The following is a 26,047-nucleotide window of genomic DNA, read 5'->3' as shown; positions in this document are numbered from 1 at the left end:
GTTAAGTTTTGAAGTGCAAAAATACAAATAAATTATTTTTATATAAATTAATCTGCGTCTTCTTCTATTCTATTTATGTTTTCTTTAGCAGTTTGAGTGGCTTCAGAATCAGCATCACTTATAAAAGTACTAGTTTTTTCAGAAACTGTATCAACAGCGTCAGTTGCAATTGTTTTAGTTTCACTTACTACATCCTCAACTTTGTTTACTGCTGTGGTAGCTTTTTCTTTTACAGTTTCTACTACTTTTCCTAAAGCATCACCTGCTTTTTCAGAATAGTCACTTACAGCTTCTTTGGCGTGGTCGGCATATACTTCTGCTTTGTCTAATATTGGGGTGGCAGCCACTTTTGCTTTGTCTATTGTTTCAGTTGCAAAGGTTTCTACTTTATCTAAAATTGGAGTAGCAGCTTCTTTTGCCTTGTCTAAAGTTTCTTCTACAAATGCCTCTGCTTTTTCAATATAAGGTGCTGCAGTTTCTTTTGCTTGTTCAAAAGTTGTTTCCGCTTTGTCTGCTAATTCACCAGCAGTTTCTTTGGCTGAGCCAAATAAATTTTTAAAAAATGAAGATAGTCCCATGATATTTATTTTGATTAGTCTTACAATATTAAGCAATTTTTTCTAAGAACGCTTTATTGAATCGTTAATAATTTGCTGAAAATCAGTGTTTGGGGTTAAATACGTTTGGTTTTGATAAACATAAAATGGACTCTCATTAGTTTTTTATCTTGAAGCTAAAAGGGAAATATTTGATATTTTTTTGGTTAGAGCCAAAATGATATTGGGAGTATGTAAACTATTTATTTTTGTGAAATAATCTAAACCTAATGCTCTGAAAATGGTTAATTTTTTACTTTGTTCCGAGTAATTTAAAATCAAATTCAGGTTTTCAAATTAATAGAATTGTTGACGTGTTGTAATAAATAGAGACTAGTTTATAAATGTAGCTCGTTTATTGGGATTGTTTAGCCCCGGTAGCAGTGGAAATCCTTTCTAGTCCTGAACTTGTTTCAGGATCCTGAAACAAGTTCAGGACTAGAAAGATTGAAACGGATGACGGGAAATAGCTCCTGAAAATATATTATAAAAAAAAGCGTCTCAAATGAAACGCTTAAATTAATTGGGTCAAATTAAGCTATTCGAGTTCGAAAGTTAATTTTAAATTTACTCTATATTCTGTTATTTCTCCTCCACTTACGGCTGCACTATGGTCTTTAATATATACAGAACGTATGTGTTTTACGGATTTAGCCGCCTTTGCAACACCTTTTCGTGCTGCATCTTCCCAACTTATATCTGAACTGGAAAGTACTTCAATTACTTTTAATACTGACATAATTTCTATTTGTTAAGTTAAAGATTAAATGTACCTATTTTATTTAAAATTAAAGGCTATTTTAATATAACTATAACATTTTCAGTTGCTTATGTTTTTTTTTATTGAGTTATGCGTTTACTGCTTCCACTTTGATTCCTTCGTCATTTAACATACTTTTTAGCATGTTTTCAATACCGCTTTTTAATGTAAATGTTGATGAAGGACAGCCACTGCAAGCACCTTGAAGAATTACTTTTACGGTTTTGTCACTTTCATTATAAGAGTCAAATGCAATATTACCTCCATCAGCTTGTACGGCGGGTTTTACATATTCCTCTAATATGTTGATAATTTGTTGCGAAGTGACATCTAGATTATCAAAACTTTGTGCTTTAGTATTTTCTTCTGCGGTTGCTGCTTGGATAAAATTTTCATCTAAAACGGTTCCCCCATTTTCGATATATTGCTTGATGAAACTTCTTATTTCTAAGGTAATTTCCTGCCACTCATTGATTTCATATTTGGTTACAGATATGTAGTTTTCGTCAATGAATACTTCTTTTACATAAGGAAATTTGAAAAGTTCTTTAGCCAATGGCGATGAACCTGTTTGATCAATATTTTTATATTCAACAGCATTTTTGGTCAACATTCTGCTTACTACGAACTTTAAAGCAGATGGGTTAGGAGTAGTTTCTCCGTAAACGGTTATAGGCTGTTTTTTTGTTTTGTTTTCGTCTGGTGTAATGATTATTCCGCCATTGTTTACAAATGTTTCTATTTGCTCTGACACCGCATCTTTTACATCTTCCCATTCTACAATGCTGTATTTTTCAATAGCGATGAAGTTTCCAGAGATGTAAACTGTTTTTACGAATGGTAAGTAAAACAATTGTTGTGCTAATGGTGAAGATTTTGCCTCGTCTATATTTTTGAATTCAAAACTTTCATTTTGAGTAATGAAATCCTGAAATTCAAATTTTAATATGGTTGGGTTTTGAGTTTCTTTTATGGTAACTTTTATCATGATCTTTGTAAATTTTTACAAATTTAGTAAAGTTATTTTCCACGAATAGCTATATTTGAATTTTAATAAAATAAATTAACAATAATTTAGTTATTTAAAGAGTTGTTACTGCATTTTATTGGCTAACGAATCATTTTATATATTAGTTTTTCTATGTATAACAAAATTAAATTATTAGCAGTCTTCTTTTTTATGTATCAATATTCTTTTTCACAAGAGGGTATTGCGGTGTATTCTGATTATTTATCAGATAATTATTATTTGATTCATCCTTCTATGGCAGGAGCAGCAAATTGTGCAAAAATTAGGCTTACTGCCCGTAAACAATGGTTTAGTCAGCAGGATGCGCCAGAGCTACAAACACTTAGTTTTAATGGTCGAGTGGGAGAAAAGGCTGGAGCTGGAATTATTTTGTTTAACGATAAAAATGGATATCATTCTCAAAAAGGAGTTAAGTTTACGTATGCCTATCATCTTATGTTTTCTAGAGATGAAATTGATTTAAACCAACTGTCTTTTGGTATTAGTGCAGGTTTGATTCAAAGCCAACTAGATGAAACCAGTTTTTTACAATCAGGTGATTTTGATCCTATTATAGATGGAACCATCGTGCAAAAAGATTCCTATTTTAATTTTGATATTGGAGCATCTTATAATTATTTAGATTTTTATGTGCATGGTACAGTAAAGAATGCCGTTGAAACCAGACGAGATATTTACACCGAATATGAAAGTGATAACTTAAGAAAATATTTGTTGAGTGCCGGTTATGTTTTTGGGGATAAAGATAGAGTATTGTGGGAACCATCATTTTTATTTCAACTGGTGGACAAGACCAAAGAAAAATCAATTGACTTCAATATTAAAGCTTACAAAAATATGGATTTTGGAATGCTTTGGGGAGGTTTGTCCTACCGCAGAAGCTTAGACGGAGCAGAATATACTAATGGCTCAGGAGTTTCCAAACAAAAACTTCAATATATTACTCCTATCGTTGGAGTTAATTTTAATAATTTTATGTTTGCTTATACCTACTCACATGTATCAGGTCCAGTGAAATTTGATAATGGAGGTTTTCACCAAATCACTTTGGGAATCAACTTATTTTGTAAGCCTGAAAAATATGAATGTAACTGTCCTGCAATTAATTAATTTACTTTATCCATGTTAATCAAATCTGTTAACGGAAAAACACCCTTAATACCTGAGGATTGTTATGTCGCCGAGAATGCTACTATTGTTGGTGATGTTAGTTTTGGTTCTTCTTGTAGTGTTTGGTTTAATGCCGTTATAAGAGGGGATGTCAATTTTATTAAAATTGGGGATAAAGTTAATATTCAGGATGGTGCGATTATTCATTGTACGTATAAAAAACATCCAACAATTATAGGGAATAATGTTTCTATTGGCCATAATGCTATTGTACATGGTTGTACGGTTCATGACAATGTATTGATTGGAATGGGAGCAATTGTAATGGATAATTGTGTTATTGAAAGTAATTCTATTGTTGCAGCTGGAGCTGCCATTACCCAAAATACAGTTGTTAGTTCAGGTTCGATTTGGGCCGGAGTTCCTGCCAAAAAGGTAAAAGATATTGACCAATCTGATTTTGCAGGTGAAATCGAACGTATTTCTAATAATTACGTAATGTATTCCAGTTGGTTTAAAGAGGAATAGGATTTTAATGCACTTATAAATTGATCTTTTCAAAGAATGAGCTTTTGTAGCTTTCACTAATCGGGATTCTTTTTTCGGCAATTATAACTTTGTTTTTCTGGATTGATTTCACGTGTTTTATATTGATGATATACGACCTGTGAATTCTTGCAAATCCTTTGGATGAAAGTAGATTTTCCAGTTTCATAAGACTAATTAATGTTAGTGTGTACTTATTGTCAGTGGTGTATATTTTGACATAATCTTTCAATCCTTCAATAAACAAAATATCTGAAAAATTCAATTTTACATTTTCATATTCAGCTCTTACAAACATAAAATCCTGTTCAATTTCAGGAGTGGAAATCAAGTTGTTACTTACAGGTAAGTTTTGTGGATTGAAAATTTGTTGTGCCCTTAAAACAGATTTTAAAAACCGATGAAACGGAATGGGTTTTACCAAATAATCGACCGCGCCAAGATTAAATCCTTCAACAGCATAATTAGAATAAGCAGTTGTAAATATGATTAGCGGCTTTTTTTCTATTGCATTAATAAAGTCAATTCCTGAAAAATGAGGCATTTCAATATCTAAAAAAATCAAATCAACATTGGACTGATTGATTATGGAAATCGCATCAATAGCATTAGTGAATGTGTTGACCAGTTCAAGAGAATCTACTTTGCTAACAAATTCTTTGAGCAAATCAACCGCTAAAGGCTCGTCATCTATAATTACACATTTCATCTTTTTTGTTTTTTATTTAAAATTTGGAACAATTAAAATTTACATCATGTTTTTAATTAAAAGAAGTTTGAATTTGGTCTAGTTTTAAATTTAAATGGACACTATAATTACTGTCAGTCTCAATAATAGTAAGTTGGTGTGCATTAGGATAAAGAAGATTCAGGCGGTTTTCAATATTGGTCATTCCTATCCCTGAATTTTCCGGATCTTTCCTGTGATTTTCAATTTTGTTTTCTACCCAAAAATCTAAAATATTCTCTTCAATTGTTATTTTGATTTTTACAAAAGCAGCTCCTTTGTAATCTGTGCCATATTTGAACGCGTTTTCAATAAATGAAATCAAAAGCAACGGCTCGATGTATTTGTTTTTTGTTTCACCATGAATATTAATAGTGATGTTTTCAATATTATTCAATCGCAGTTTTTGTAACTCAAGATAGTTTTTAATGTAATTGATTTCTTTTTCCAAAAACACAGATTTATTATCAGTTTCATACAACATATACCGCATCATTTCTGACAAAGTTACAATTGCATCTGGAACTAAATCAGATTTTTTATAGGCTAATGAATAAATGCTATTTAATGAATTAAATAAAAAATGAGGATTAGTTTGTTTCCTCAGGTAGTTTAATTCTGTTGAAGCCCGGTGTGTTTCGGCAATTAATTTATTTTGCTGATTGTTATATAATTCAGACAAGGTTTTTACGATTGTACCAATCGTAATGATTAATATATAGAAAAAAGAAGGAACCGCCTTAAAAAAAAACGGCTGCTTCCTTTTAAAATTGGCGTTTACTAAAATCTCTTTGCCAGATGAATTTATCATTCTGAGAGGTCTCATATTCTTAAATTCGGGCATAAAAAAAGTATACCGAATAATCATAAAGAGGATTATTATAGAAATTAGGATAGTAAAATATTCCCAATATTTTTTTTGCAAAAGCAATAAAGGAACTAAGTATAAATAATTCAGATAGAATAATAGTATTCCCGTAATCCACTGGGCATAGAAATCAGTATTAATGCTAAATGGACTTTCGTAAAACTGGATTAATGAGGTAACGATGAAGAAACACCAAATCATACTATGAAAAAGTATTTGGTTTAAATTGTTGTTTTTAATTCCTTCTATGTTCATCTAGATTTTTACAGCTAATAAAAATAAATCTTTTTTTGTTACCGTAGGCGATAAATCGTCTTTCAATTTTTGTAATACTAAGTTTCCCAATTTCAGCGCATCTTCTTCGGTTTTGAAACTTTTATTTTCGCTAATAACGGGAATTACGGTTTGTTTTATTATAATTTTTTTATTGTTAGTTATAAAATAACCCCAACCTGTTGGCGTTTTTAAGGATTTTATGTTTAAATTTTCATTTTTGTTACAAGAAATAAATAAAAACAAACCCAATAGTAGGAACACATTATTTCTTGTAATTAGGAATGATAAATTCTTCTGGATTGCTGTCCAGAAGAATTTATTAGTTGTATTAGTTGTCATCATCATTTTGTGCTTCTAAAGGTTTAAATTCCCATGAATCATCAAAATAAGATGTTCCGGTTCTTCCTAGCATTACAAACCCTCTTTGGTTAATTGAGAACCCTGTAGCATCTGTTCTTGCTGATCCTTCAAGTGGTGTTCTTTCTAACCAAATATCAGTTGATGGATTGTATTCCCATATCGATTTTGAACTTTCGCCACAAGCGACATATCCTAATCCGTTCATAGAAAAACTGGATGCATTAGAACGAACAATTACATAATCATCGTTGTAAGTATAATCATCAGTGGTATCTTGATCAATGTCGCGTTTCCTTGTCCATACATCAGTTGCCGGATCAAACATCCAAAAATCAACTTGATAAACTCCACTATTTACTCCTGTTCCAAAATACGCTTTGTCGTCAATTACAAAAACAGTTGCATTTCTTCTTTTATTTCCACTAAATCCATTTGCCAATGACCAAGAATTAGTAGTTGGGTTGTACTGATAAAAATCTTTTAAATAATTTCCATCATAACCAGTTCCAAAATACGCTTTACCACCCACTTGGAATCCTACAGCTGAATAACGTGCTGTTCCTGCAAAATCTGCTTTTTGTGTCCAAGTATTGCTGGTAGGATCGTATTGATAGAAATCTTTCAATTTATTAGTGCCATCATAACCAAGACCTACATAGCCTTTTTCGTTTAATTCAAATCCAGAAGCTGAACTTCTTGCTGCTCCAATAAAATCAGCTTTTTGCTCCCAATAATCGCCTGTTGAATTGTAAGCCCAAAGATCTTTTAGATATTCATCCCCTGTATATCCAGTGGTTACAAAAGCGTAAGTGCCAATTACGAAACTCGTTGCGCTTGATCTTGCAGGTCCGTCAAAGGAAGATTTTTTAATCCAGTTTCCAATTAAATCTACGGAATCGTCATCATTACTGCAGCCTACAAATACTAAACTTGCAAAAAGTGTAGTGAACAATATTCCTTTTTTTAAACTATTCATAATTTATTTTATTTATTAATGTTTGTATTTTATTCCAATGTTAAAAATGTAGCCGTTGCTTATGTTGAAATCAAATTTTGAATCTCCACTATTGTTAGTCAGATTGTATTTTTTGTTAAATTCATAACCTCCTTTAAGACTTACAAACCAGTTTGAATCCATATTTCTCTCATATTCTAATGCCGAAGTCATTTGTGAAAAACTAACTTTTGTTGCGGTGTTTAAATCATCAAGAACTCTTGGTCTATCGAGGTTGTGAAAATTTCCATCGAAACTATTTGTAACACTGAAGCTATTTCGAGTGCTATTTGAATAAGAAAAAGTTGAGTTTGGAAAGCCAACGTTTACAAATGAATTTTGATTTATTTGATGATGAAAAGAAAAAGTAGGCAGTATTTCCGGTTTACCAAAAATGGACATTCTTTTTATACCAATGTTAATGGAATTTGTAGGGTTAAAAGAATGGTTAACTTCTAAACCACCTAGAATCGACACATCAGAAATTCCAAAATTATTTTCGAAATTAACTATTGGATTAATTTCTAAATTCAATTTTGTTTCCCCCGTTAGTTGATGAGAAAGTTCAAAATCATTTCCGAAACTAGTAAACTGATTAAGACTATTTTGTAAATCATAATTTTCTAATGAATAATTGATTCCAATATTTTTGTACTTGATAGTGTTGGTTATTTTATTTTTAGAATCAATATTCCTAAAAAAGGTTAATCCAATTCCGGTTTCATTTACTGTGATTTTCTCAGTTGGTTGTGTTTTTACATTCAACTCTAAGGAGTATCCACTTTGGGCCGATGCATTAAGAATTGGAATCATAAATAACAGGTTTACTAAAGTCTTTATTCTCATTATTTTTTTATTGTTTCAAAAGTAGATACGTTATCCAATTAAAAAAAAGAAGATATATATACCGCCCAATTTCATAGACAAACAAGGCATTTGTATGGTCGAATGAATAATTAGTACCGCTGTCTTAATTGTAGATTAGAATCAGCTTTTTATAGACAGAAAGCTTCCAATGGTATATGTTATTATGCGGTATAAAGTGGTCTCTTATATATTTGTTCAAAAAACATTTATGTATAAGGTATTGTTGTTGCTGTTTTTTGGACTTATGATGAATTCGTGTAACTCTGATTCTGACACAGGTGAGTTTGTCGTTGGGTCTGACTATTTATCGGTTAATAATAAAGTGATATTGATTGATACTTTAACTGTTGATGTTGCTACTATTAATTTTGATTCATTGGTAACATCCAGTCAAAGTAGGATTCTGGTTGGGAATTATGACGACCCTATTTTTGGAAAAGTAAAATCAGACAGTTATTTTCAAATGGCATCTACAAGTTACAGTCTGTATAATGAGAGTTCTGATACGGATGCCCCAAATTATGTGTTCGATTCCATTAAATTGGTTTTAAAAGAGGCTAAGTATTTCTATGGTGACACAACAAAAGTACAATCGCTTAGTATTCATAAGTTGACACAAAAGGTCAAGCCCAATCTAGAAGATAATAATTTTTATAATAATTCCAGCTTAAGTTATGATGCTGAAAGTTTAGGCAGTATTTCATTTAAACCAAAACCAAATAGAAAGGATTCAGTAGTTGTTAAACTGAATAACGAATTTGGAAATGCTCTTTTTCTAAAATTGAAAAAACATGAAATATCAAATTTTGATGAGTTTACAGAATATCTCAAAGGATTTGTTATCAAGTCAACATCAGGTAATTCTTCCAGTATTATAGGGTTCAATATGTCTAGCGCGCTTCGGTTGTATTATTCAAAATACCTAGGTGATTCAGAAACCTCTTTAATTAAAAATTTCTCTGTTTTGGATGTCTCCAGGCAATTTAATAATATCACTTTGGATAGAACTGGAACACAAATTCAGGATTTGCCTATTTCGTCAAATAGACTGCCCAGTTTGCAAACAGGGAATAAAGCGTTTATTCAATCAGGAACGGGAATTGCTTGCCGGGTAGATTTTCCTAACATAAAACAATTGAAATATCTCTCAGATAATGGAGCTATTGTAGATGCTGAATTAATTATAAAGCCAGTAAATAATACCTATTCAGACACGTATCCTTTAGTAGATTCATTACGGGTTTTTGTTGGAGATAAATTAAATAGAATTAAAGGAACACTTAATACTATAGCCGGAAAACCTGTTTATGCAATCTTGAATAAGACAAGTGATGAATTTAATGAGAATATTGGGTATAAAATTTCGATAGGAGCTTTTTTGCAAAGCGAAATGCTAAAAGAATCGGATTCTAAATCTTCATTAATTCTCACATTGCCCAGTATTTCAAGAGCAGTTGACAGACTAGTTTTAGGCGATCAGAAAAATGCCAACAACAAAATTCAATTGAAAATTTATTATATTTCTTATTAGATGAAAAATAAAATAGCATTCGTAGGTTTGTTTCTTTTTATAACAACAGCTTCGTTTTCACAAAGTATTTCCAGTTCTCCCTATTCGCTTTATGGTTTAGGAACCTTGTATGATTCTGATTTTGGATCAATTCCTTCTATTGGTTCTTCAGGAATTGCTTTACCTTCGAATCGATTTATCAATAATTTAAATCCCGCGTCTTTGGGATTTATGTATCAAAATCATTTTTTATTTGATGTAGGAGGAAAGGCTATTTTGTCGAGTTATGAAAATAATCTAAAAAAAGAAAATCGGAATAATGTTCAGTTTTCCCATATCGCTTTTGCTTTCCCTGTGACATCAAAATCAGCTTTTAGTTTAGCGCTAAAACCTTATTCGAGTTCTACATTCAAAATATCTAATTTATCATTACCAATTCAAGATAGCCAGGAAAGCTATATTTTGAATGCTACGGGAACTGGGGGATTGAATAATTTTGATGTTTCATATGGGTATAGAATAGGTAAGAAATTAGCTTTAGGAATTTCAACGTCTTTACTTTTTGGAAACACTACTGATGATAGGAATTATACTACTTCTAATTCTGTAACTAACATTTATAAAAAAACGAATTACAATGGCGTTAGAGCATCTCTAGGAGCTCAGTTCAAAGTTGATTCTACATTTACTTTAGGGATCAATTTGAAATCTCCTACAAAAATAAATGCTGCCAAAGAGCAATCCGTAACCACAGTCAATAATTCTGGTACTACAACAATTGAATCGGAGCTTGCATCTGATACCGATGATTATTATATGCCATTGGAAATAGGAATGGGTTTAAGTAAAGTTTTTAAAAACAACTTGAATCTGACACTTGATTATGGAAAAGGGTTATGGAATAGTACAAATCAATCCGACTTGTATGGTAATTTTATTAATCAAGATAAATTTGCTTTGGGATTTTCGTATAGTAAATCAAAAAATATAAGAAGTTATTTTGATAGAATTCAGTACTCGACCGGATTGAATTATGATACGGGTTATTTGGAGGTTGATAACAAAAGAATCAATTCAATGTCATTCTCGCTTGGGGTTTCACTTCCTATCGAAAACACTTTTTCAGCGTTGAATATTTCGTATTCCTATGGGCAAAAAGGAAGAATCAGTGATGGACTTATCAAAGAAAATTATCATAAATTGTCACTTAATTTATGTTTAGATGGAATTTGGTTTGTCAAAAGAAAATTTGAATAGATTAAAAATCTATTTCTTCGACAGTATATTTGTTTTCTAAAATTTCAGTTAAAACCCTAGGATTACTATTGACATAGAAAATAGGTTCGCTTTTTTTAGTTGAAGAAAAACCTATTTTTTCTCGTAATATTTTTTGAGTCTGCTTCGCTACAGCTTCACCAGAATCGATAATGTGAATGTGTTCTGGTAGTATTTTTTTTATTTGAGGAATCAAATACGGATAATGACTACATCCCAATACTAAATAATCGATGTTAGCCTCAATCATAGGAGTGAGATAGGAGTAAAGTAGTTTTATCATTTCCGGTGAATTGATATCGCCATTCTCAATTAGTTGCACTAACCCATGACCTACTTGTTCAATTATTTTGGTGTCTTGATACATTTCAGCAGTCTTGTTAAAAAGCTCACTGTTTAATGTGCCTTGTGTGGCAAGGATTCCTATAATTTGAGTCTTAGAATGTGTTGCGGCCGGTTTTATGGCCGGTTCAATACCAATGAAAGGAACATCATACTTTTCTCGTAATTCTCGAATGGCATTTGTAGTTGCGGTATTGCAAGCTACTACGATCAATTTACAGTTCATTTTAAGCAATAAATCAGTGTTTTTCATGCTTAAAGCAACAATCTCTTCTTTCGATTTTTGACCATAAGGAGCATTCTTACTATCGGCTAAATAGATTGTTTTTTCGTTAGGAAGTAAATCATGAATTGCGCTCCAAATTGAAGTGCCTCCAATACCGGAGTCAAAAATTCCTATTGGTTGATTGTTGTTCATAGAAACAAAGTTAAGTGCTACCATTTAAATATCCTAAAATTTATTTTGACAAAAAAAAACTGCTCGATCCTATATTTTAGGGTGAGCAGTCTTTAAACTATTTTTGTGTTTTTTAGAAACCTAAATCTTTTTTCACATCAGCAGTCAAGTTTGGACCGTCAGCTAATAAAAGTGTAGAACCATCTAACACATATTGAAATCCTTTTGCTTTACCTACTTTTTGGATAGAAGCTCTTACTTTTTCCATTAAAGGTTTTACGATATCAGATTCTTTTTGTTGTAATTCTTTTTGAGCATTATCTCTAAAATCAACAATTCTTTTTTGCATATCTTGAACTTCTTTAGAACGTTCTCCATTTACAACTTCAGTAACTGTTGCAGATTCTGCTTCGTATTTTTTTAATTTTGCTTGGTATTCTTCAACCATTTTTTTGTAATCTGCATCGTATGTACCACTTAATTTTTCAAGTTGTTTTTGTGCTTCTAACATAGCTGGCATTTTTGCCATAATTTCACTCACATCAACATGAGCAGTTTTTGCTTGTGCGTTAATAGTTTGGTTTGCACCAAATAAAAGTATTGCAGCAATTAGTAAAGTTTTGATTTGTTTCATCGTTTTTAAAATATTTAGTATTAATTTTTGTTAGTATTTTTTTTAATTTTTTTCTTTAGCTTTTTTAAGAGCTTCTCTTTCTTCTAATATTTTTTTTCTTTTTTCTTCTAAAGCTTTTTTACGATCTTCCAATACCTTTTTACGGTCTTCTAAAATTTTCGCTTTTTGCTCTATCAGTTTCTCTTTAGCGTCTTCTGCAACTTTTTTTGAATCTACTTTAGTAGAATCACTAATAACTGTTTTAGCCTTTATATCTTCTGTTTTAGAAGAGGCAGAAATCGTGCCAGTTTTTTTTGCTTCTCTTTCTTCGAGTATTAGCTGTCTTTTTTCTTCAACTGCTTTTTTGCGATCTTCCAACGTTTTTTGTCTCAAATTCATTTGCTTTTGCCTTGCCTCGGCAGCAGCTGTTTTAGACGCTTCAATTTGTTGTGCTTTGTCAGTTGTTGCAGCTGTTTTATTGTTGTCAGTTACAGCACCAGTTTTTTTAGCTTCTCTTTCAGATAGAAGTTGTTTTCTTCTTTCGTCAAATTCCTTTTTCTTCTCTTCTTGAAGTAATTTCCTTTCAGCTATAATTTTGTCTCTGGCTGCTTTTTTTTCGTCCAATGCTTTTTGTCGATCAGCTAAAACTGGATTTTCATCCAAAGCATCTTCTTTATTTTCTTTTGCCTCTTCTTCCTTAAGTTGTTTTTTACTTAACTGTTCTCTCTTTTCGGCTCGATTTATTACTCGTAAAACCTGATCACTTACATCAAATCTTTTTGCTGAAAAAAGCATGGTTAAATCAGAAGATTTATCAAAGATAAAATCGTATTTTTTTGCTTCAGCAATATCTTGAACAGCAGTAAAAACTTGATCTTGTATTGGTTTTGCTAACATTGATTTTTGTTGAATCAAATCGCCATTAGCCCCAAATCTTTTTTGTTGATAATCTAAAGACTCATTTTCAAGGAACTTAATTTCTGTTTCTCGTTCATTAATAAGTTCTTTTGTCAGTAAAGCTTGTTCTGCTTTTAATGCGTTTTTTAACTTATCTATTTCGTTCTTTTTAACTTCAATCTCTTGTTTCCATTTTTGAGCTTTTTGCTCTAATTGAATTTTTGCTTGCGTATAATCGGGTACGTTTTGAAGGATATACTCCATGTCAATATACCCTATTTTAGTCCCTCTAGTTTGCGCATGAGAAGTAGTTACTACAACTAGCGCTAAAAATATAAATAAAAATTGTTTTCTCATAACTTTAATGTATTAGAAAAATTTTTAACTAATTTTTTTAAAATTGTTGTCCAATGATAAAATGGGTTTCCCATCCGTTTGGTTTAGTTGTTCCTGGTAAGGCATCAAAACCGTATCCAAAATCAATTCCTAATAGTCCAAATGCAGGCATGAAGACACGTAAACCAGCTCCAGCGGAACGACTTAATGCAAACGGATTATAGCTTTTGAAATTCGCATAAGAAGAACCTGCTTCTAAAAACGTTAATGCATAAATAGATGCTGATGATTTTAATGTTATAGGATAACGCATTTCCAATGAAAATTTATTATAAACCGTTGCTCCAATTTGTTCTCCTTTGCTGTTTACCGGTGTTAAAGAGTTGTTTGGATATCCTCTCAATTGTATGGTTTCTCTACCATCCATAGAGTAATTTGCTAATCCGTCACCACCCACATAGAATCTTTCAAAAGGAACAACACCTCTATCTTGGTTGTATGCTCCAAGGAATCCAAATTCAGTTAAAGTTCGTAGTACTAATTTACCATAAATTTTTGTGTACCAGTCTGCTTTGAACTTAATTTTATAATATTCTAACCAATTAAATTTCTGCTGATCTACTTTTGCTGGGTCAGCAGCTGCATCTTGATAGTTAGAAACTTTGTTTGGAGTAGGGTTTGTCGTGCTAGGGATAACTTCAACATAATCCCCTTCATTTACTTGTATTCCGTTTGAACCGGTATAAGTAGTACCTTTATATTTGTATTTGTATTCTTCTTTATCGCCTAATGTCGCATAATCAGTTCCATTTATCAATGAGTATGGAGGAGTTAATTTTGCTGAAATGCTAAACTCTGAACCATACGTTGGGAAGATTGGATTTACTCCTTTATTGCTTCGGGTTAATCCTATTGTGTAAGCTAAGTTTCTAGAAGTTCCATTTCCAAATGTAAATAATCCTGTGTTGTAATTATGTAAATCATAATGTTGGTAACTTATCGATTGTGACAATACAAAGAAATCATCTGGCACAGTTAATCTTTTAGCTAAACCAACAGATAAAGTAAGGATATTAAAACTCTTAGTTTTATCTACTCTTTGTGTTATATAATTATTTAAAAACTGTTTACTATAGGATAAGGATGTACTAAATTGTACTGGTTTTTTTCCGCCAAACCATGGTTCAGAAAAAGACATACTATAGGTTTGAAAGTAAGTACTTCCCTGTAATCTCAAAGAAACTTTTTGTCCGTCTCCCATTGGTAAAGGTTTATATGCTTCTTTGTTTAAAAGATTTTTTGCTGAGAAATTATTGAAAGATAATCCCAAAGTACCTATAAAACCACCTCCGCCATAACCACCTTGCAGTTCTATTTGGCTAGATCCTTTTTCAACAAGATTGTATTCTATGTCAACAGTTCCAGCTCCAGAATCTACATTTTTAAATTTTGGATCAATTGCTTCAGGATCAAAAAATCCCAACTGTCCAATCTCTCTAATAGTTCTTACCAGTTCTTCTTTACTGTATTTTTCTCCGGGCTTAGTTCTTAATTCTCGGTAAATTACATGATCATTAGTTTTGTCATTTCCTACAACTGTAATTTTATTGAAATAAGCCAAAGGTCCTTCAGTAACTCTTATCTCAAAATCGATAGTATCGTTAGCGGTCTTTACCTCTACGGCATTTATATTTGAAAATAAATAACCACTATTTTGATATAAATTGGTAATGTCCTCTCCGTCTGGTTTTGATTTATCAGCAATTCGTTTCTCAAGAAGTACACCATTATAAGTTTCTCCTTTTTTGACACCTAATATTCTACTCAACAATTGATCTGAATATACAGTATTTCCTAAAAACTTAATATTTCCAAAATAGTATTTATTTCCCTCTTCTACATTTATTTTAATTGACAATGCATTCTTGTCTTTGTTGTAAGTAACAGAATCAGAAAGTATTCTGGCATCTCTATATCCTTTTTCTTTATAAGCAGCAATTACTTTTTCTAAATCGGTTTTGTATTTTGCTTGTATGAATTTAGATGCTTTTAAAAGTCGAATAGGGTTTTTTTGTTTTGTATCTTTCATTGCGCCACGCAATGTTTTGTCAGAAATCTTTTCATTTCCTACAAAATCAATATTTTGAATCTTTATTTTGTCACCTTTGTCGATATTCACAAGCATGTTTACTTGGTTAATTGTTGTTGTATCTTTGGTGGTATTTATGGTTACTTTTGTATTGTAATAACCGTCTTTTTTGTATTTATTTTCAATGTAATTTTTTGTCGTAGTGATTAAATTTTCGTTTACAATCTTATTTTTGGTAAGGCTATTATCTTTTATTAAAGCCTCCGTTTTATTTTTCTTAATACCTACAAATCTCACCTGATTTAATTTAGGTAATTCTTCAATATTTAGGTCTAGATAAATACTGTCATTTTGAATTCGATTTACATAAAAAGAGATTTCATCAAAAAGCCCTAATTTACCAAGTTTTTTTATGGCGCTGCTTATTTCTTCTCCGGGAATTGTTATTTCCTGTCCTTTTTGAAGTCCTGCAAAAGTTACTACGGTCTGAGAATTGAAACTTATTTTTCCAACAACTGCTACATCGGCTAGAATGTATTTTTTTCCTTGGTCAAAAGGAACTCTTTCTTGAGCCTTAATTTGAGTAAAACTTCCCAAAATCAAAATAGTAAGGACTGTTTTTATGCTTTTATGTAACACTAAAAAATTATTTAATTTGTTCACTTGTTTTTCCAAATCTACGTTCTCTTTTTTGATAACTAATAATAGCCTCATATAAATCTTGTTCTTTAAAGTCTGGCCACAATATATCAGTAAAATATAATTCTGCATAGGCGATTTGCCACAACAAAAAATTACTTATTCTATGTTCTCCACTTGTTCGTATTAATAAATCTACATCCGGTAAATTTTGCGTGTAAAGATGCTCATTTATAATTGAATCGTCAATAGTGTCTATTGAAATTATATTATTTTTAACTTTACTACAAATGTTCTTAACTGCAGAGACTAATTCTTCTCTAGAACCATAGCTTAATGCCAGTGTTAATGTCATTTGCGTGTTGTCCTTTGTTTTATTTATTACATCGAGAAGTTCCTTTTGTGCTGATTTTGGTAATTTTTCAAGATTTCCAATAGCATTCAGTTTGATGTTGTTTTTTTGGAGTGTTGTAAGCTCCTTTTTTAAGGAATTTATTAAAACTCTCATTAAAGTCTCTACTTCCAGTTTTGGTCTGTTCCAGTTTTCAGTAGAGAAGGCATATAAAGTGAGATATTCTATTCCTAATGTAGCACTGGCTTCAATTATTTTTTTTACTGACTTTGTTCCGCTTTCATGTCCAAAAGCTCTTAAAAGCCCTTTTTGTTTTGCCCAGCGTCCGTTACCATCCATTATAATGGCTAAGTGTTTTGGTAAATTAGTTGTGTCTATCGTATTTAGTAAATCCATTTCTTTATTCTGCACAGTAACAAGGTTTGTTTCCAAAGGTATAGGTTAGGGTTAATCCCGAAAACACATACCAGTCATTATTATTTAAATTTCCAAATTGTAACGTTTCTAAATTATCATTTTTCGGATTGCTTCCGTCTAGATTATCCGTTAGTGTGTATCTTGCTCCAACTTCTACAGCTAATATAAAATTAGGCGTAATGTTAGATTTTATTCCTAAATTCATTGGAATTGCAAAAGAACCCGTACTCTTATCTTTTCGTGTTATGCCTGATAAAATATATAATTCGTCATATCTAAAATAACTTATTCCAGAATATACATATGGTGTGATTTTATTCTTCATTTCATGAAGATTAAAATCAAAAAAATTGAATTCAAGGCCTAAAGATACTTCTTTTATGCTATTTTCAAAATGATATCCTCTTTGGTTTCTACCAGCCTCTTCAGAATCCAAATCGTTTGAAGTTATTTTTGATTGTGTATAGGAAAATCTATAGGCATGTCTTGGGCTTTTATTCCATTTGTAAAGGATTCCCAAAGCAGGTTCGTTTGGAGAAATATAGGTTGTAGGTCCAACATCTCCAATATAGTTACTGCCTCCTACAAAAACACCAATTTCATGAATTTGAGCATGGACTGCTAAAAAGGGAAACAGGCATAAAAATAAATTAAAAACTTTGTTCATTTAGTTAAAATTGCGTGCAAATATAATAATTATCAATACGATTCAATACCTATTGAGTTAATTGTACTCTCTTTTGAGTAATTCACAACAAATAGACGTTAGATAAATCCAAACGTGAAAAATAGATAGAATCGTATAGTGTTTAACTAAAATGGATTAATTCCTTCTATCTTCTCCCCAAAGTAGTTTGGTACGCAATGTTTTTAGAAAGGTCTCTTCTGGGATTTCCACCATGTTTATTTGAAAAGGAGTTTTCTTAATGGTTAGGATTGATTCGTTTTTTACAGATGTAATTCTGGAATCTAAGGATACTAAATATTGATTTTCTCTACCGGAAACTTTTAGTCTTATTTCTGTTTCATCAGGAACTACAAGCGGTCTGGCATTTAAATTGTGAGGTGCAATAGGAGTTATTACTAGGCTTTTTACATCTGGGGTTAAAATAGGACCTCCACAACTTAAATTATATCCTGTCGATCCTGTAGGAGTGGCAATAATTAAACCGTCTGCCCAATAGGAATTTAAAAACTCATCATTCAAATACGTTTCTACGGTAATCATCGAGGTAGAGTCTTTTCGGCTAACTGAAATTTCATTCATAGCAAAATTGATGTCTAATAACGATTCGTTTTCGGGAGTGCAGGACAAACTTAATAGAGTTCTTTTTGAAATGGTGTATTTTTTATCAATTACAAACTGCATAAATGTAGCAATATTCTCTTTTTGAACAGTAGCCAAAAAGCCTAATCGGCCTGCATTTATTCCTAGTATTGGAACGCCGGAATTCCGAACTAATGTAACGGCTCTTAAAATAGTTCCGTCACCACCAATGCTGATTAGCATATCAAAACTTTTGTCTAATTCCGTATGTGATGAAAAAGTGTTGTATTCTTTTTGTATTATTTTTTTTTCATAAAGCATCTTAAGAAATTCTGCTTCAATAACCATTTCAACATTGTTTTTATTAAAAAAAACAAAAATATCTTTTATGATTGGTTCTGTGCTTACAAGATAGTATTGTCCGTATATAGCTACTTTCATCTGTTGTTTAATCTTTAATTTATTTTACTCGTTTAATTTGTTGAAGTAAATAAACAAATTAAACGAGTAAACTATATATTAAGGTATTTGTCTAAATAGTCAGAACGTTCCTTTAAGTTGTTGATGTAATTGTCTTCTTGATGCTCTGATATGATTTCATAATTATACCTTCTGAAAGTTTGGATGATTTCATTCATGGCTCCTAAACTTATTTTCATGGTTATTTGGACGCTTTCAACATCAGCATCAGATATGAATAAACCCAAAAGCTTTCCGTTATTGCTTTCAACAATTTGGGTAATCTGGCTCATTGAGTAATCCAAAATAGGTTTTTTGACAACAATAATTCCACCAGGTTCTTTTAAAAATGGGGTTTCATGGAAAAATTTCATGATGTCCTCTATTTCATAATAGCCTACATATTTATTATTTTCATCTAAAACAGGCACTAAATTAGTGTGGTTTTTTGCAAAAATTTCTAAAACATCGAGCCAAATAGTATTGGTTCTGGTAAAAAATCCTTCAAGAGTAAATCGGTAATCAGCTACTTCCTTATCGGTATCAAAAGTTTCTATATCGTCGGATGCAATACTTCCAATATAAATTCCCTCTTCAATCACTGGAAAGTGCGAAAAGTGCAATTCATCAAAAAACTCTTGAACAACCGCAATAGTATCATGGCTGTCAATCGCTTTGAAATCGTTGGTAATATATTCTGTTATTTCTGTCATAAATCAATCGGCAATATTTCATGCAAAATAATCAAAAATAAGCAAAAACTCCTACCTTTTACTTTGTATTTTTGCTCCAATAAATACTATTATCACAATCAAAAAGTGTTCCAATGACAAAGTTAAGTGTAAACATCAATAAAATAGCTACTTTACGAAATGCTCGTGGTGGAAATGTTCCAGATTTATTAAAAGTCGCAACCGACATTCAAAAGTTTGGAGCCGAAGGAATCACCATTCATCCGCGTCCAGATGAGCGTCACATTCGCTATCAAGACGCCCACGATTTGAAATCCATTGTTTATACCGAATATAATATGGAAGGAAATCCAGAGAAAACCTTTATCGATCTTGTTCTCGAAATAAAACCGACCCAAGTTACTTTGGTTCCGGATGCTGTCGATGCGATAACTTCAAATGCAGGTTGGAATACTATAAAACATGCCGATTATCTCAAAGAAGTGGTTCAGGAATTTCAACGCAACGGAATCAGAACGTCTATTTTTGTCGATCCAGTTCTCGAAATGATCGAAGGCGCCAAAAAAATTGGAACCGAAAGAATCGAACTATATACCGAAGCCTTCGCGCACGAATACAGTTTGGGTAACCAAAGAGGAATTCAGCCGTATATGGAATCAGCAATTTTAGCCAATCAAATAGGTTTGGGAATCAACGCTGGCCATGATTTAAGTTTGGATAACATTCAGTTTTTTAAAGATAACATACCGGGATTACTCGAAGTTTCCATAGGTCATGCTTTAATTTCCGAAGCCATTTATCTAGGATTGGATAATGTGATCAATATGTATTTGCAAAAATTAAAATAGTTTATCAAAAGTGATTCATGAATCTGGATGGTAGTAGTTAAAATCTGCAATCTAAAATCTAAAATCTGCAATCTAAAATCTAAAATCAAATGTTGTACTCAAAAATTGAAGGCGTTGGCCAACCACTTTTAATTCTCCACGGATTTCTTGGAATGTCTGACAATTGGAAAACACTCGGAACACAATTTGCTGAAAATTTTCAAGTTCACATTCTCGATTTACGCAATCACGGCCGAAGTCTACATTCAGAAGAATTCAGTTATGAAATAATGGTTCAGGATGTTTTTGAATATTGTCAAGCCCATAATTTAGAAAACATCAATATGATTGGGCATTCAATGGGCGGGAAAGTAGCCATGCTTTTGGCAACAACGCATCCCGAATTAGTAAACAAATTGATTGTCGCGGACATTGGACCAAAATTTTATCCGCAGCATCATCAGGATATTTTGGCGGGATTAAATGCGGTTGATTTTTCAATAAAACCAAGCCGCAACGAAGTCGAGGAAATTATGAAAAAATACATTCCTGATTTTGGAACACGACAATTCCTGATGAAAAATTTGTATTGGCAAGAGCCGGGACAACTCGCCTTCCGATTTAATTTGGCCGTTTTCAATACTAAAATGGATGAAATTGGAGTTCCGTTACCAGAAAATTTAATTTTTGAGAAACCAACTTTATTCATTCGTGGTGGAAATTCCAATTATATTTTGGACAGCGATTTCGAAAATATAAAATACCATTTTCCAACGGCAACAGTTGAAACGATTCCTAGCGCAGGACATTGGCTTCACGCTGAAAACCCTGTTGTTTTTTATGAAAGGGTTATCTCATTCCTAAAATAAAATAATCGGATTTAAATTTTTCTTACATTTATTAAAATTTTAAAACAAAAAACCATGAATTTATTGATCAGAATTCTTGTTACTTCAGGATTAGTACTGCTAATTTCCCATTTTATGCCGGGGGTTCATGTGGCTGGATTTACTACTGCATTAATTGTAGCGGTTGTTTTGGGTTTACTTAATATATTTATCAAACCAATATTGGTGATATTAACATTACCGGTTACCATTGTTACCTTGGGTTTATTTTTATTAGTGATCAATGCCTTGATTATTTTATTGTGTACCAGTATTGTAGGGGGATTTAGTGTCGATTCGTTTTGGACAGCCTTTCTTTTCAGTATCATATTGTCTCTTTCACAATCCATCATGAATGGGATATTAGGAGAAGGAAAATAATCAATTATTTAACAGCTATTTGTGAGTGAATAAATTCACGATGATTGTTGATTTAATATCTTTGTGCTATAAATCGTTTGATAAATGTCGAAAAAGTTTTACATAGTGCTATTTGTTATGTTTGGTTTCTGTATGATGCCAAGCATAGCTTTTGCATGTGGAACTAAATCAGAGAAAGCATGTTGCAAAAAAGAGGCTTCTTCAAAAACGGAGAAGGCTGACTGTTGTAACAAAGAACATTCTTCTAAAAAGGAATCACATGAGGGTTGTAATGGAGCTTGCAAGAGTGTTTCCTGCAGTTGTCCCGCAATTCATTTGGGTTTAACTTTATTATTTTACACCGATTTAAACAATAAAAACGTTAGTTTTTCTTTAGAAAAACAAAAGTATTATTATTCGGAAATCTTTATTTCTTCTGATTTCCGATCTGTTTGGCTTCCACCTAAAATAAGCTAAATTCCTTTTTAGACAGCCATAAGTCTGCTTAATTCAAAGCGTTAATGCTTTAAAATCATTAAATTTATAGTCAAATTCAATTTTCAGCAATGCAAACCATTGCTCCAATGTTGTTTGTGGCAAACTCACTTCAAATTATTTAAAACAATGAACTCAATAAAAAAAATAGTGATGGCAATTATAGTATTGCTTTCAGTCACAATCGCGAATGCACAAATTAAAAATGCCAAAACCGAAACGGTGAAAATTTATGGGAATTGCGGAATGTGTAAAACAACAATAGAGAAAGCCGGAAATTTGAAAAAGGTAGCACAGGTAGATTGGAATAAAGATACCAAAATGGCTCTCCTGACCTATGATTCACAAAAAACAAATCAAGAGGAAATATTAAAACGCATTGCTTTGGCAGGTTATGACAGCAACAGCTTTCTTGCTCCAGAGGCCGCTTACAATAATCTTCCCGGATGTTGTCAATACGACAGAGAAGCTAAAGTGGCTGTTACATCCGAAACTAAAAATGATCCTAGCAATAGCGAACAGGCGAAGCAAATGGGAACTATGACAAATCATGAAAGTCACGATAAAAATTCAGGGACTCTAAATCAAGAACAGAAAACGAATAATCAATTGAAACCAGTTTTTGATAATTACTTTTTGTTGAAAGATGGTTTGGTAAAAACTGATGGTAAAGCGGTTTCTTTTATAGCGAAAGATTTATTAACGGCATTGAATGAGGTGAAAATGGATGAACTGGCGATGGATGTTCACTTGGTTTGGATGAAGGTAATGAAGGATTTGATGGCTGGAGCCAAAAATATTTCTGAAACAGAAGACATTAAAAAACAAAGAGCTCTTTTTATGCCTTTGTCGAAAAACATGTACGATTTGATAAAAGTCGCTAAGTATGAAACTCCCGTTTTTTATCAATTTTGTCCAATGGCAAATGATGGAAAAGGGGCTAATTGGTTGAGCAAAGGGGACACGATTAAAAACCCTTATTATGGCTCTCAAATGTTAAGTTGTGGAAAAACTGTAGAAACAATTAAGTGATTTAAGTAGAGCGAATTATAAAAGTAACTTTAAAATAGAAGTAAAAATTAGTAACATAAATATAAAATATGAAAAATATAATCCTTTCCTCGATTGCATGTGCATTCCTATTTACAGCTTGTAACCAGAAAAATAAGCAAGCTGAAGCAGTAAATTCTGAAACAGCTAAGAGCTCTTCAGAATTATATGCGTGTTCCATGCATCCTGAAATTACAGGAAAAAAAGGCGAAGCATGTTCTAAGTGCGGAATGGAATTGACAGAACCTGTTTCTGAAACTCCGAAAACTGAAACAAAAACGGCCACTATTTTTACGACTGAATCTGAAGTGAAACCAGTTGTTTCCTCTTCATTTGCTATTGATGGAATTGTAAGTAGCTATTTGAAACTTAAAAATGCATTGATAAAAGATGATTCTAAAGGAGCTGCTAATGCTGGAAAAATATTATATGCCACTTTTAATAGTGTAAATACTGGTGGTATAAATCCAAAATTAAAAGCTGAATATCTAGATATTACTGGTGATGCCAAAGAACACGCTGAACATATAGGGGATAATCCTGGGAAAATTGATCATCAAAGAGAACATTTTGTTATGTTGAGCAAAGACATAAATGATTTAATAAAAACCTTTGGAACAAAACAAAAATTATATCAAGATTATTGTCCAATGGCAGATGAAGGTAAAGGTGCTATTTGGATAAGTGAAACCAAGGAAATAAAAAATCCTTATTATGGTTCTACTATGCTTACTTGTGGTTCAATAAAAAAAACATTATAAAATGAAGAAAAGCATCAAGAAAATATTTTTTATAGGATTAATTATTTTTTTATTGATGCAACTGTATCAACCTGCTCGGAATGTGAATTCCGAGCAGGATATGACAGTAGATTTTACAAGAGTGTATGCTGTTCCTAAAAATGTAGAAACTATTTTAAGAACGTCTTGTTATGATTGTCATAGTAATAATACTAATTATCCTTTGTATTCTTACATTCAACCAGCACGTTTTTTTATGGAAAGCCATATCAAGGAAGGTAAAGAAAATTTGAACTTTAATGAATTTGGCAGTTATTCCAAGCGAAAACAGGAAAACAAATTAGACAGAATGGTTAAACAAATAAAATCGAACGAAATGCCTTTAGCTTCGTACACTTTAATTCATAAAAATGCAATACTGTCACCTGCACAAAAAAACGAATTAATGGATTGGATTAATAAAACAAAAGATAGTCTGTCAACTGGATATTAAAAAGCAATACAGCTTAAAAAAATGCCAAATAATATACAATTTTATGAAATTATAAGAAGAAGTTTAATAGGAAATCGTAATTCCTGTTATGGTTCAGAAATTCAGAGGGCTAGAGTCTATTTTTGTGTTGATATAGAGTGAATTATGTGATTTAAACTAATGGAAATACAATAGTTAGAAAACTATTTTTTTTTAGCCTGATGATGGCTTTTGTAATGATGTCCTGTAACCAAAAAAATAAACAAAATTCAACAAATGATTCTCATATGATGGATGATAACGCCACTATGATGAATTCAGACTCTACAATGATGGGGAATGATTCAACGATGATGGGTAATAACACAAAAATGATGAAAAATAATCCAACAATGTATGCTTGTCCGATGCACCCTGAAGTTCAAGGTAAGTTGAATGATAAATGTCCAAAATGCGGAATGAAATTAACGGTTCCTGTTCCTAAAACTGCTGAAAAAAGTAACAAATAAAAAAAGTGTTTTTCACATTTAAACCAGACAGCTTTACCGTTAAATCAACAAGTTTTGGTTATAAGATAAATAATTTATGAAATATAAAATACTATTAAGAGTATGTGTCAAAATAATATTGTAAAATGAAATTCTATATCAAAAATATGGTATGCGATCGCTGTAAAATGGTTGTGAAAGCAGAACTCGAAAAAATTGAAATTTTTCCAGTTTCAGTTGAGTTAGGTGAAGTCGAATTATTAGAAAATTTCAAAGACAATCAGAAGCAAGATTTAGAAAAAAAGTTGCAATCACTTGGATTTGAATTATTAGAGGATAAAACGACTATAACTATTGAGAAGGTTAAATGCCTAATTGTTAATTTGGTTCATCATCAAAATAATGAATTAAAAACTAATTTGTCAAGCTATTTGTCCGAGCAATTAGGGCAAGATTACAACACTTTAAGTAATTTGTTTTCGGAAGTTCAGGGCACGACTATTGAGCATTATTTTATTGCTCAAAAGATTGAAAAAGTAAAGGAATTATTAATGTATAAGGAATTAACACTAAGTGAAATTGCAATTAAGTTGAATTACAGCGATGTAGCGCATTTGAGTAATCAGTTTAAAAAAATTACGGGCGTAACGCCAACTCATTTTAAACAATTAAAAGAAAATAACAGATTGCAAATTGATGGGTTGTAAAATTTACAAATCATTTCCAAAATTCTACAACAAGTCAAAATAGACGGTCTTGTACCTTTGATTTGTAGAAATGAATCTTTAGTTTAATGTTTTAATAATAGAAAAAATGAAAAAATTAATTATCGTACTAAGCGTATTCTTAGCAGTGAATTCAATGGCATCAGCTCAAGAAGGGGTGACGTCTTCCCAAAAGGAAACTCATAAAGGAATGTATGTGTGTCCAATGCATCCGGATGAAATGAGTAATAAAGAAGGGGAGTGCAGTAAATGTGGAATGAAATTGGTAAAAACATTAAAACACGACACCTCGGGTAAAGGGAGAAAAACAGAAGTAGTTTCAAAATACGTTTGTCAAATGGATGGTACAACTTCTGATAAACCTGGAAAATGTTCTAAATGTGGAATGAAAATGACTCCTGAAAAAGTTCAAAAATCGGGATATTCCTGTCCAATGCATCCGAAAGAAATGAGTGATAAACCTGGAAAATGTCCTAAATGCGGAATGGAAATGACTCCGAAAGAAAGTGATAAAAAAGAAGAGAATCATCAACATTAAAGTCTTTTTCAAATCGGTTCTATAAATTTTATAGAATCGATTTTTT

Annotated in this window: 30 protein-coding genes; 14 read left to right on the top strand and 16 right to left on the bottom strand. The window is 31.8% G+C overall.

The features are described 5' to 3' along the window. Positions 1 to 47: 47 nt before the first annotated feature. The 3 genes from ACM55I_RS01780 to ACM55I_RS01770 all read right to left on the bottom strand — a co-directional run bounded on the left by ACM55I_RS01780 (position 48) and on the right by ACM55I_RS01770 (position 2,344). On the bottom strand, positions 48 to 578 hold the full coding sequence (locus tag ACM55I_RS01780) for a YtxH domain-containing protein (RefSeq protein WP_416845069.1): 531 nt from the start codon (positions 576 to 578) through the stop codon (positions 48 to 50). Positions 579 to 1,134: 556 nt separating this feature from the next. Next, the gene (locus ACM55I_RS01775; RefSeq protein WP_416845068.1) at positions 1,135 to 1,335 is read right to left on the bottom strand and encodes a dodecin family protein; all 201 of its coding nucleotides are present in this window, start codon (positions 1,333 to 1,335) and stop codon (positions 1,135 to 1,137) included. Between the two features lie 109 nt (positions 1,336 to 1,444). After that, a complete protein-coding gene (locus tag ACM55I_RS01770) occupies positions 1,445 to 2,344 on the bottom strand; it encodes a NifU family protein (RefSeq protein ID WP_035669874.1) in 900 nt (299 codons plus the stop codon). A gap of 153 nt (positions 2,345 to 2,497) precedes the next feature. Between ACM55I_RS01770 and ACM55I_RS01765 the strand changes: the two genes are divergently transcribed. Both ACM55I_RS01765 and ACM55I_RS01760 read left to right on the top strand, forming a co-directional pair. Further along, a complete protein-coding gene (locus tag ACM55I_RS01765; protein WP_416845067.1) occupies positions 2,498 to 3,496 on the top strand; it encodes a PorP/SprF family type IX secretion system membrane protein in 999 nt (332 codons plus the stop codon). Between the two features lie 12 nt (positions 3,497 to 3,508). Then, positions 3,509 to 4,024, top strand: a complete 516-nt coding sequence (locus tag ACM55I_RS01760) for a gamma carbonic anhydrase family protein (protein WP_416845066.1) — start codon at positions 3,509 to 3,511, stop codon at positions 4,022 to 4,024. Positions 4,025 to 4,037: 13 nt separating this feature from the next. Here the strand turns inward: ACM55I_RS01760 and ACM55I_RS01755 are convergent, their stop codons facing one another. Genes ACM55I_RS01755 through ACM55I_RS01735 form a run of 5 tightly spaced genes read right to left on the bottom strand, consistent with a single transcriptional unit; the run spans position 4,038 to position 8,080 of the window. Next, on the bottom strand, positions 4,038 to 4,751 hold the full coding sequence (locus ACM55I_RS01755) for a LytR/AlgR family response regulator transcription factor (RefSeq protein ID WP_416845065.1): 714 nt from the start codon (positions 4,749 to 4,751) through the stop codon (positions 4,038 to 4,040). Positions 4,752 to 4,803: 52 nt separating this feature from the next. Then, positions 4,804 to 5,892, bottom strand: a complete 1,089-nt coding sequence (locus ACM55I_RS01750) for a sensor histidine kinase (protein WP_416845064.1) — start codon at positions 5,890 to 5,892, stop codon at positions 4,804 to 4,806. Beyond that, on the bottom strand, positions 5,893 to 6,258 hold the full coding sequence (locus tag ACM55I_RS01745) for a DUF4907 domain-containing protein (protein ID WP_416845063.1): 366 nt from the start codon (positions 6,256 to 6,258) through the stop codon (positions 5,893 to 5,895). Then, complete coding sequence (locus ACM55I_RS01740) at positions 6,242 to 7,249, bottom strand: Kelch repeat-containing protein (RefSeq protein WP_416845062.1); 1,008 nt, start codon at positions 7,247 to 7,249, stop codon at positions 6,242 to 6,244. The genes ACM55I_RS01745 and ACM55I_RS01740 overlap by 17 nt, the downstream gene beginning before the upstream one ends. Positions 7,250 to 7,264: 15 nt before the next feature. After that, entirely contained in the window at positions 7,265 to 8,080 is an 816-nt protein-coding gene (locus tag ACM55I_RS01735; protein WP_416845061.1) for a DUF6268 family outer membrane beta-barrel protein, read from the bottom strand. A 262-nt stretch (positions 8,081 to 8,342) separates the two neighbouring features. On the opposite strand from ACM55I_RS01735, the gene ACM55I_RS01730 reads away from it, so the two are divergent. Continuing rightward, positions 8,343 to 9,665, top strand: a complete 1,323-nt coding sequence (locus tag ACM55I_RS01730; protein WP_416845060.1) for a DUF4270 family protein — start codon at positions 8,343 to 8,345, stop codon at positions 9,663 to 9,665. After that, positions 9,666 to 10,901: an aromatic hydrocarbon degradation protein gene (locus ACM55I_RS01725; RefSeq protein WP_416845059.1), complete on the top strand. Its 1,236-nt coding sequence runs from the start codon at positions 9,666 to 9,668 to the stop codon at positions 10,899 to 10,901. It begins immediately after the preceding gene. Between the two features lies 1 nt (position 10,902). Here ACM55I_RS01725 and murI read toward each other — a convergent pair whose 3' ends face one another. The 8 genes from murI to ACM55I_RS01685 form a co-directional block, all read right to left on the bottom strand. Continuing rightward, the gene (murI, locus tag ACM55I_RS01720; RefSeq protein WP_416845058.1) at positions 10,903 to 11,679 is read right to left on the bottom strand and encodes a glutamate racemase; all 777 of its coding nucleotides are present in this window, start codon (positions 11,677 to 11,679) and stop codon (positions 10,903 to 10,905) included. 112 nt (positions 11,680 to 11,791) lie between these two features. Continuing rightward, positions 11,792 to 12,292, bottom strand: coding sequence for an OmpH/Skp family outer membrane protein (locus ACM55I_RS01715; RefSeq protein ID WP_039108822.1), 501 nt, complete (start codon positions 12,290 to 12,292; stop codon positions 11,792 to 11,794). Positions 12,293 to 12,334: 42 nt separating this feature from the next. Further along, the gene (locus tag ACM55I_RS01710; protein WP_416845057.1) at positions 12,335 to 13,525 is read right to left on the bottom strand and encodes an OmpH/Skp family outer membrane protein; all 1,191 of its coding nucleotides are present in this window, start codon (positions 13,523 to 13,525) and stop codon (positions 12,335 to 12,337) included. Positions 13,526 to 13,562: 37 nt separating this feature from the next. After that, positions 13,563 to 16,307 carry a BamA/OMP85 family outer membrane protein gene (locus ACM55I_RS01705; protein WP_416845056.1) on the bottom strand — a complete coding sequence of 915 codons (2,745 nt, stop codon included), beginning with the start codon at positions 16,305 to 16,307 and terminating at the stop codon, positions 13,563 to 13,565. Next, positions 16,240 to 16,980 (bottom strand): isoprenyl transferase, encoded by a 741-nt coding sequence (locus tag ACM55I_RS01700; protein WP_416845105.1) that lies wholly within the window; start codon positions 16,978 to 16,980, stop codon positions 16,240 to 16,242. The genes ACM55I_RS01705 and ACM55I_RS01700 overlap by 68 nt, the downstream gene beginning before the upstream one ends. Positions 16,981 to 16,984: 4 nt before the next feature. Further along, positions 16,985 to 17,668 (bottom strand): type IX secretion system protein PorG, encoded by a 684-nt coding sequence (gene porG / locus ACM55I_RS01695; protein WP_416845055.1) that lies wholly within the window; start codon positions 17,666 to 17,668, stop codon positions 16,985 to 16,987. Positions 17,669 to 17,824: 156 nt separating this feature from the next. Further along, positions 17,825 to 18,709 carry an NAD kinase gene (locus tag ACM55I_RS01690; RefSeq protein WP_416845054.1) on the bottom strand — a complete coding sequence of 295 codons (885 nt, stop codon included), beginning with the start codon at positions 18,707 to 18,709 and terminating at the stop codon, positions 17,825 to 17,827. Positions 18,710 to 18,780: 71 nt separating this feature from the next. Further along, positions 18,781 to 19,440, bottom strand: coding sequence for a CBS domain-containing protein (locus tag ACM55I_RS01685; RefSeq protein ID WP_416836041.1), 660 nt, complete (start codon positions 19,438 to 19,440; stop codon positions 18,781 to 18,783). 113 nt (positions 19,441 to 19,553) lie between these two features. Between ACM55I_RS01685 and ACM55I_RS01680 the strand changes: the two genes are divergently transcribed. The 10 genes from ACM55I_RS01680 (at position 19,554) to ACM55I_RS01635 (ending at position 26,001) form a co-directional block, all read left to right on the top strand. Next, complete coding sequence (locus ACM55I_RS01680; protein ID WP_416845053.1) at positions 19,554 to 20,267, top strand: pyridoxine 5'-phosphate synthase; 714 nt, start codon at positions 19,554 to 19,556, stop codon at positions 20,265 to 20,267. A gap of 89 nt (positions 20,268 to 20,356) precedes the next feature. Continuing rightward, positions 20,357 to 21,115: an alpha/beta fold hydrolase gene (locus ACM55I_RS01675; RefSeq protein WP_416845052.1), complete on the top strand. Its 759-nt coding sequence runs from the start codon at positions 20,357 to 20,359 to the stop codon at positions 21,113 to 21,115. A 54-nt stretch (positions 21,116 to 21,169) separates the two neighbouring features. Continuing rightward, entirely contained in the window at positions 21,170 to 21,514 is a 345-nt protein-coding gene (locus ACM55I_RS01670) for a phage holin family protein (protein ID WP_416845051.1), read from the top strand. An 84-nt stretch (positions 21,515 to 21,598) separates the two neighbouring features. Next, the gene (locus ACM55I_RS01665; RefSeq protein WP_416845050.1) at positions 21,599 to 21,970 is read left to right on the top strand and encodes a hypothetical protein; all 372 of its coding nucleotides are present in this window, start codon (positions 21,599 to 21,601) and stop codon (positions 21,968 to 21,970) included. Positions 21,971 to 22,117: 147 nt separating this feature from the next. After that, positions 22,118 to 23,020, top strand: coding sequence for a DUF3347 domain-containing protein (locus tag ACM55I_RS01660; protein WP_416845049.1), 903 nt, complete (start codon positions 22,118 to 22,120; stop codon positions 23,018 to 23,020). 68 nt (positions 23,021 to 23,088) lie between these two features. Next, the gene (locus tag ACM55I_RS01655) at positions 23,089 to 23,799 is read left to right on the top strand and encodes a DUF3347 domain-containing protein (RefSeq protein ID WP_416845048.1); all 711 of its coding nucleotides are present in this window, start codon (positions 23,089 to 23,091) and stop codon (positions 23,797 to 23,799) included. Between the two features lies 1 nt (position 23,800). Further along, positions 23,801 to 24,271 carry a heme-binding domain-containing protein gene (locus ACM55I_RS01650; RefSeq protein ID WP_416845047.1) on the top strand — a complete coding sequence of 157 codons (471 nt, stop codon included), beginning with the start codon at positions 23,801 to 23,803 and terminating at the stop codon, positions 24,269 to 24,271. A 266-nt stretch (positions 24,272 to 24,537) separates the two neighbouring features. After that, the gene (locus ACM55I_RS01645; RefSeq protein ID WP_416845046.1) at positions 24,538 to 24,759 is read left to right on the top strand and encodes a heavy metal-binding domain-containing protein; all 222 of its coding nucleotides are present in this window, start codon (positions 24,538 to 24,540) and stop codon (positions 24,757 to 24,759) included. Positions 24,760 to 24,884: 125 nt separating this feature from the next. Then, complete coding sequence (locus ACM55I_RS01640) at positions 24,885 to 25,445, top strand: helix-turn-helix domain-containing protein (RefSeq protein ID WP_416845045.1); 561 nt, start codon at positions 24,885 to 24,887, stop codon at positions 25,443 to 25,445. A gap of 106 nt (positions 25,446 to 25,551) precedes the next feature. Then, the gene (locus tag ACM55I_RS01635) at positions 25,552 to 26,001 is read left to right on the top strand and encodes a heavy metal-binding domain-containing protein (RefSeq protein ID WP_416845044.1); all 450 of its coding nucleotides are present in this window, start codon (positions 25,552 to 25,554) and stop codon (positions 25,999 to 26,001) included. The last annotated feature ends 46 nt before the right edge of the window (positions 26,002 to 26,047 follow it).

The organism is Flavobacterium algoris, from assembly GCF_048158525.1.
In the GTDB taxonomy this organism is placed as follows: domain Bacteria; phylum Bacteroidota; class Bacteroidia; order Flavobacteriales; family Flavobacteriaceae; genus Flavobacterium; species Flavobacterium algoris.
This window is presented reverse-complemented; position numbering and strand designations above follow the sequence as displayed.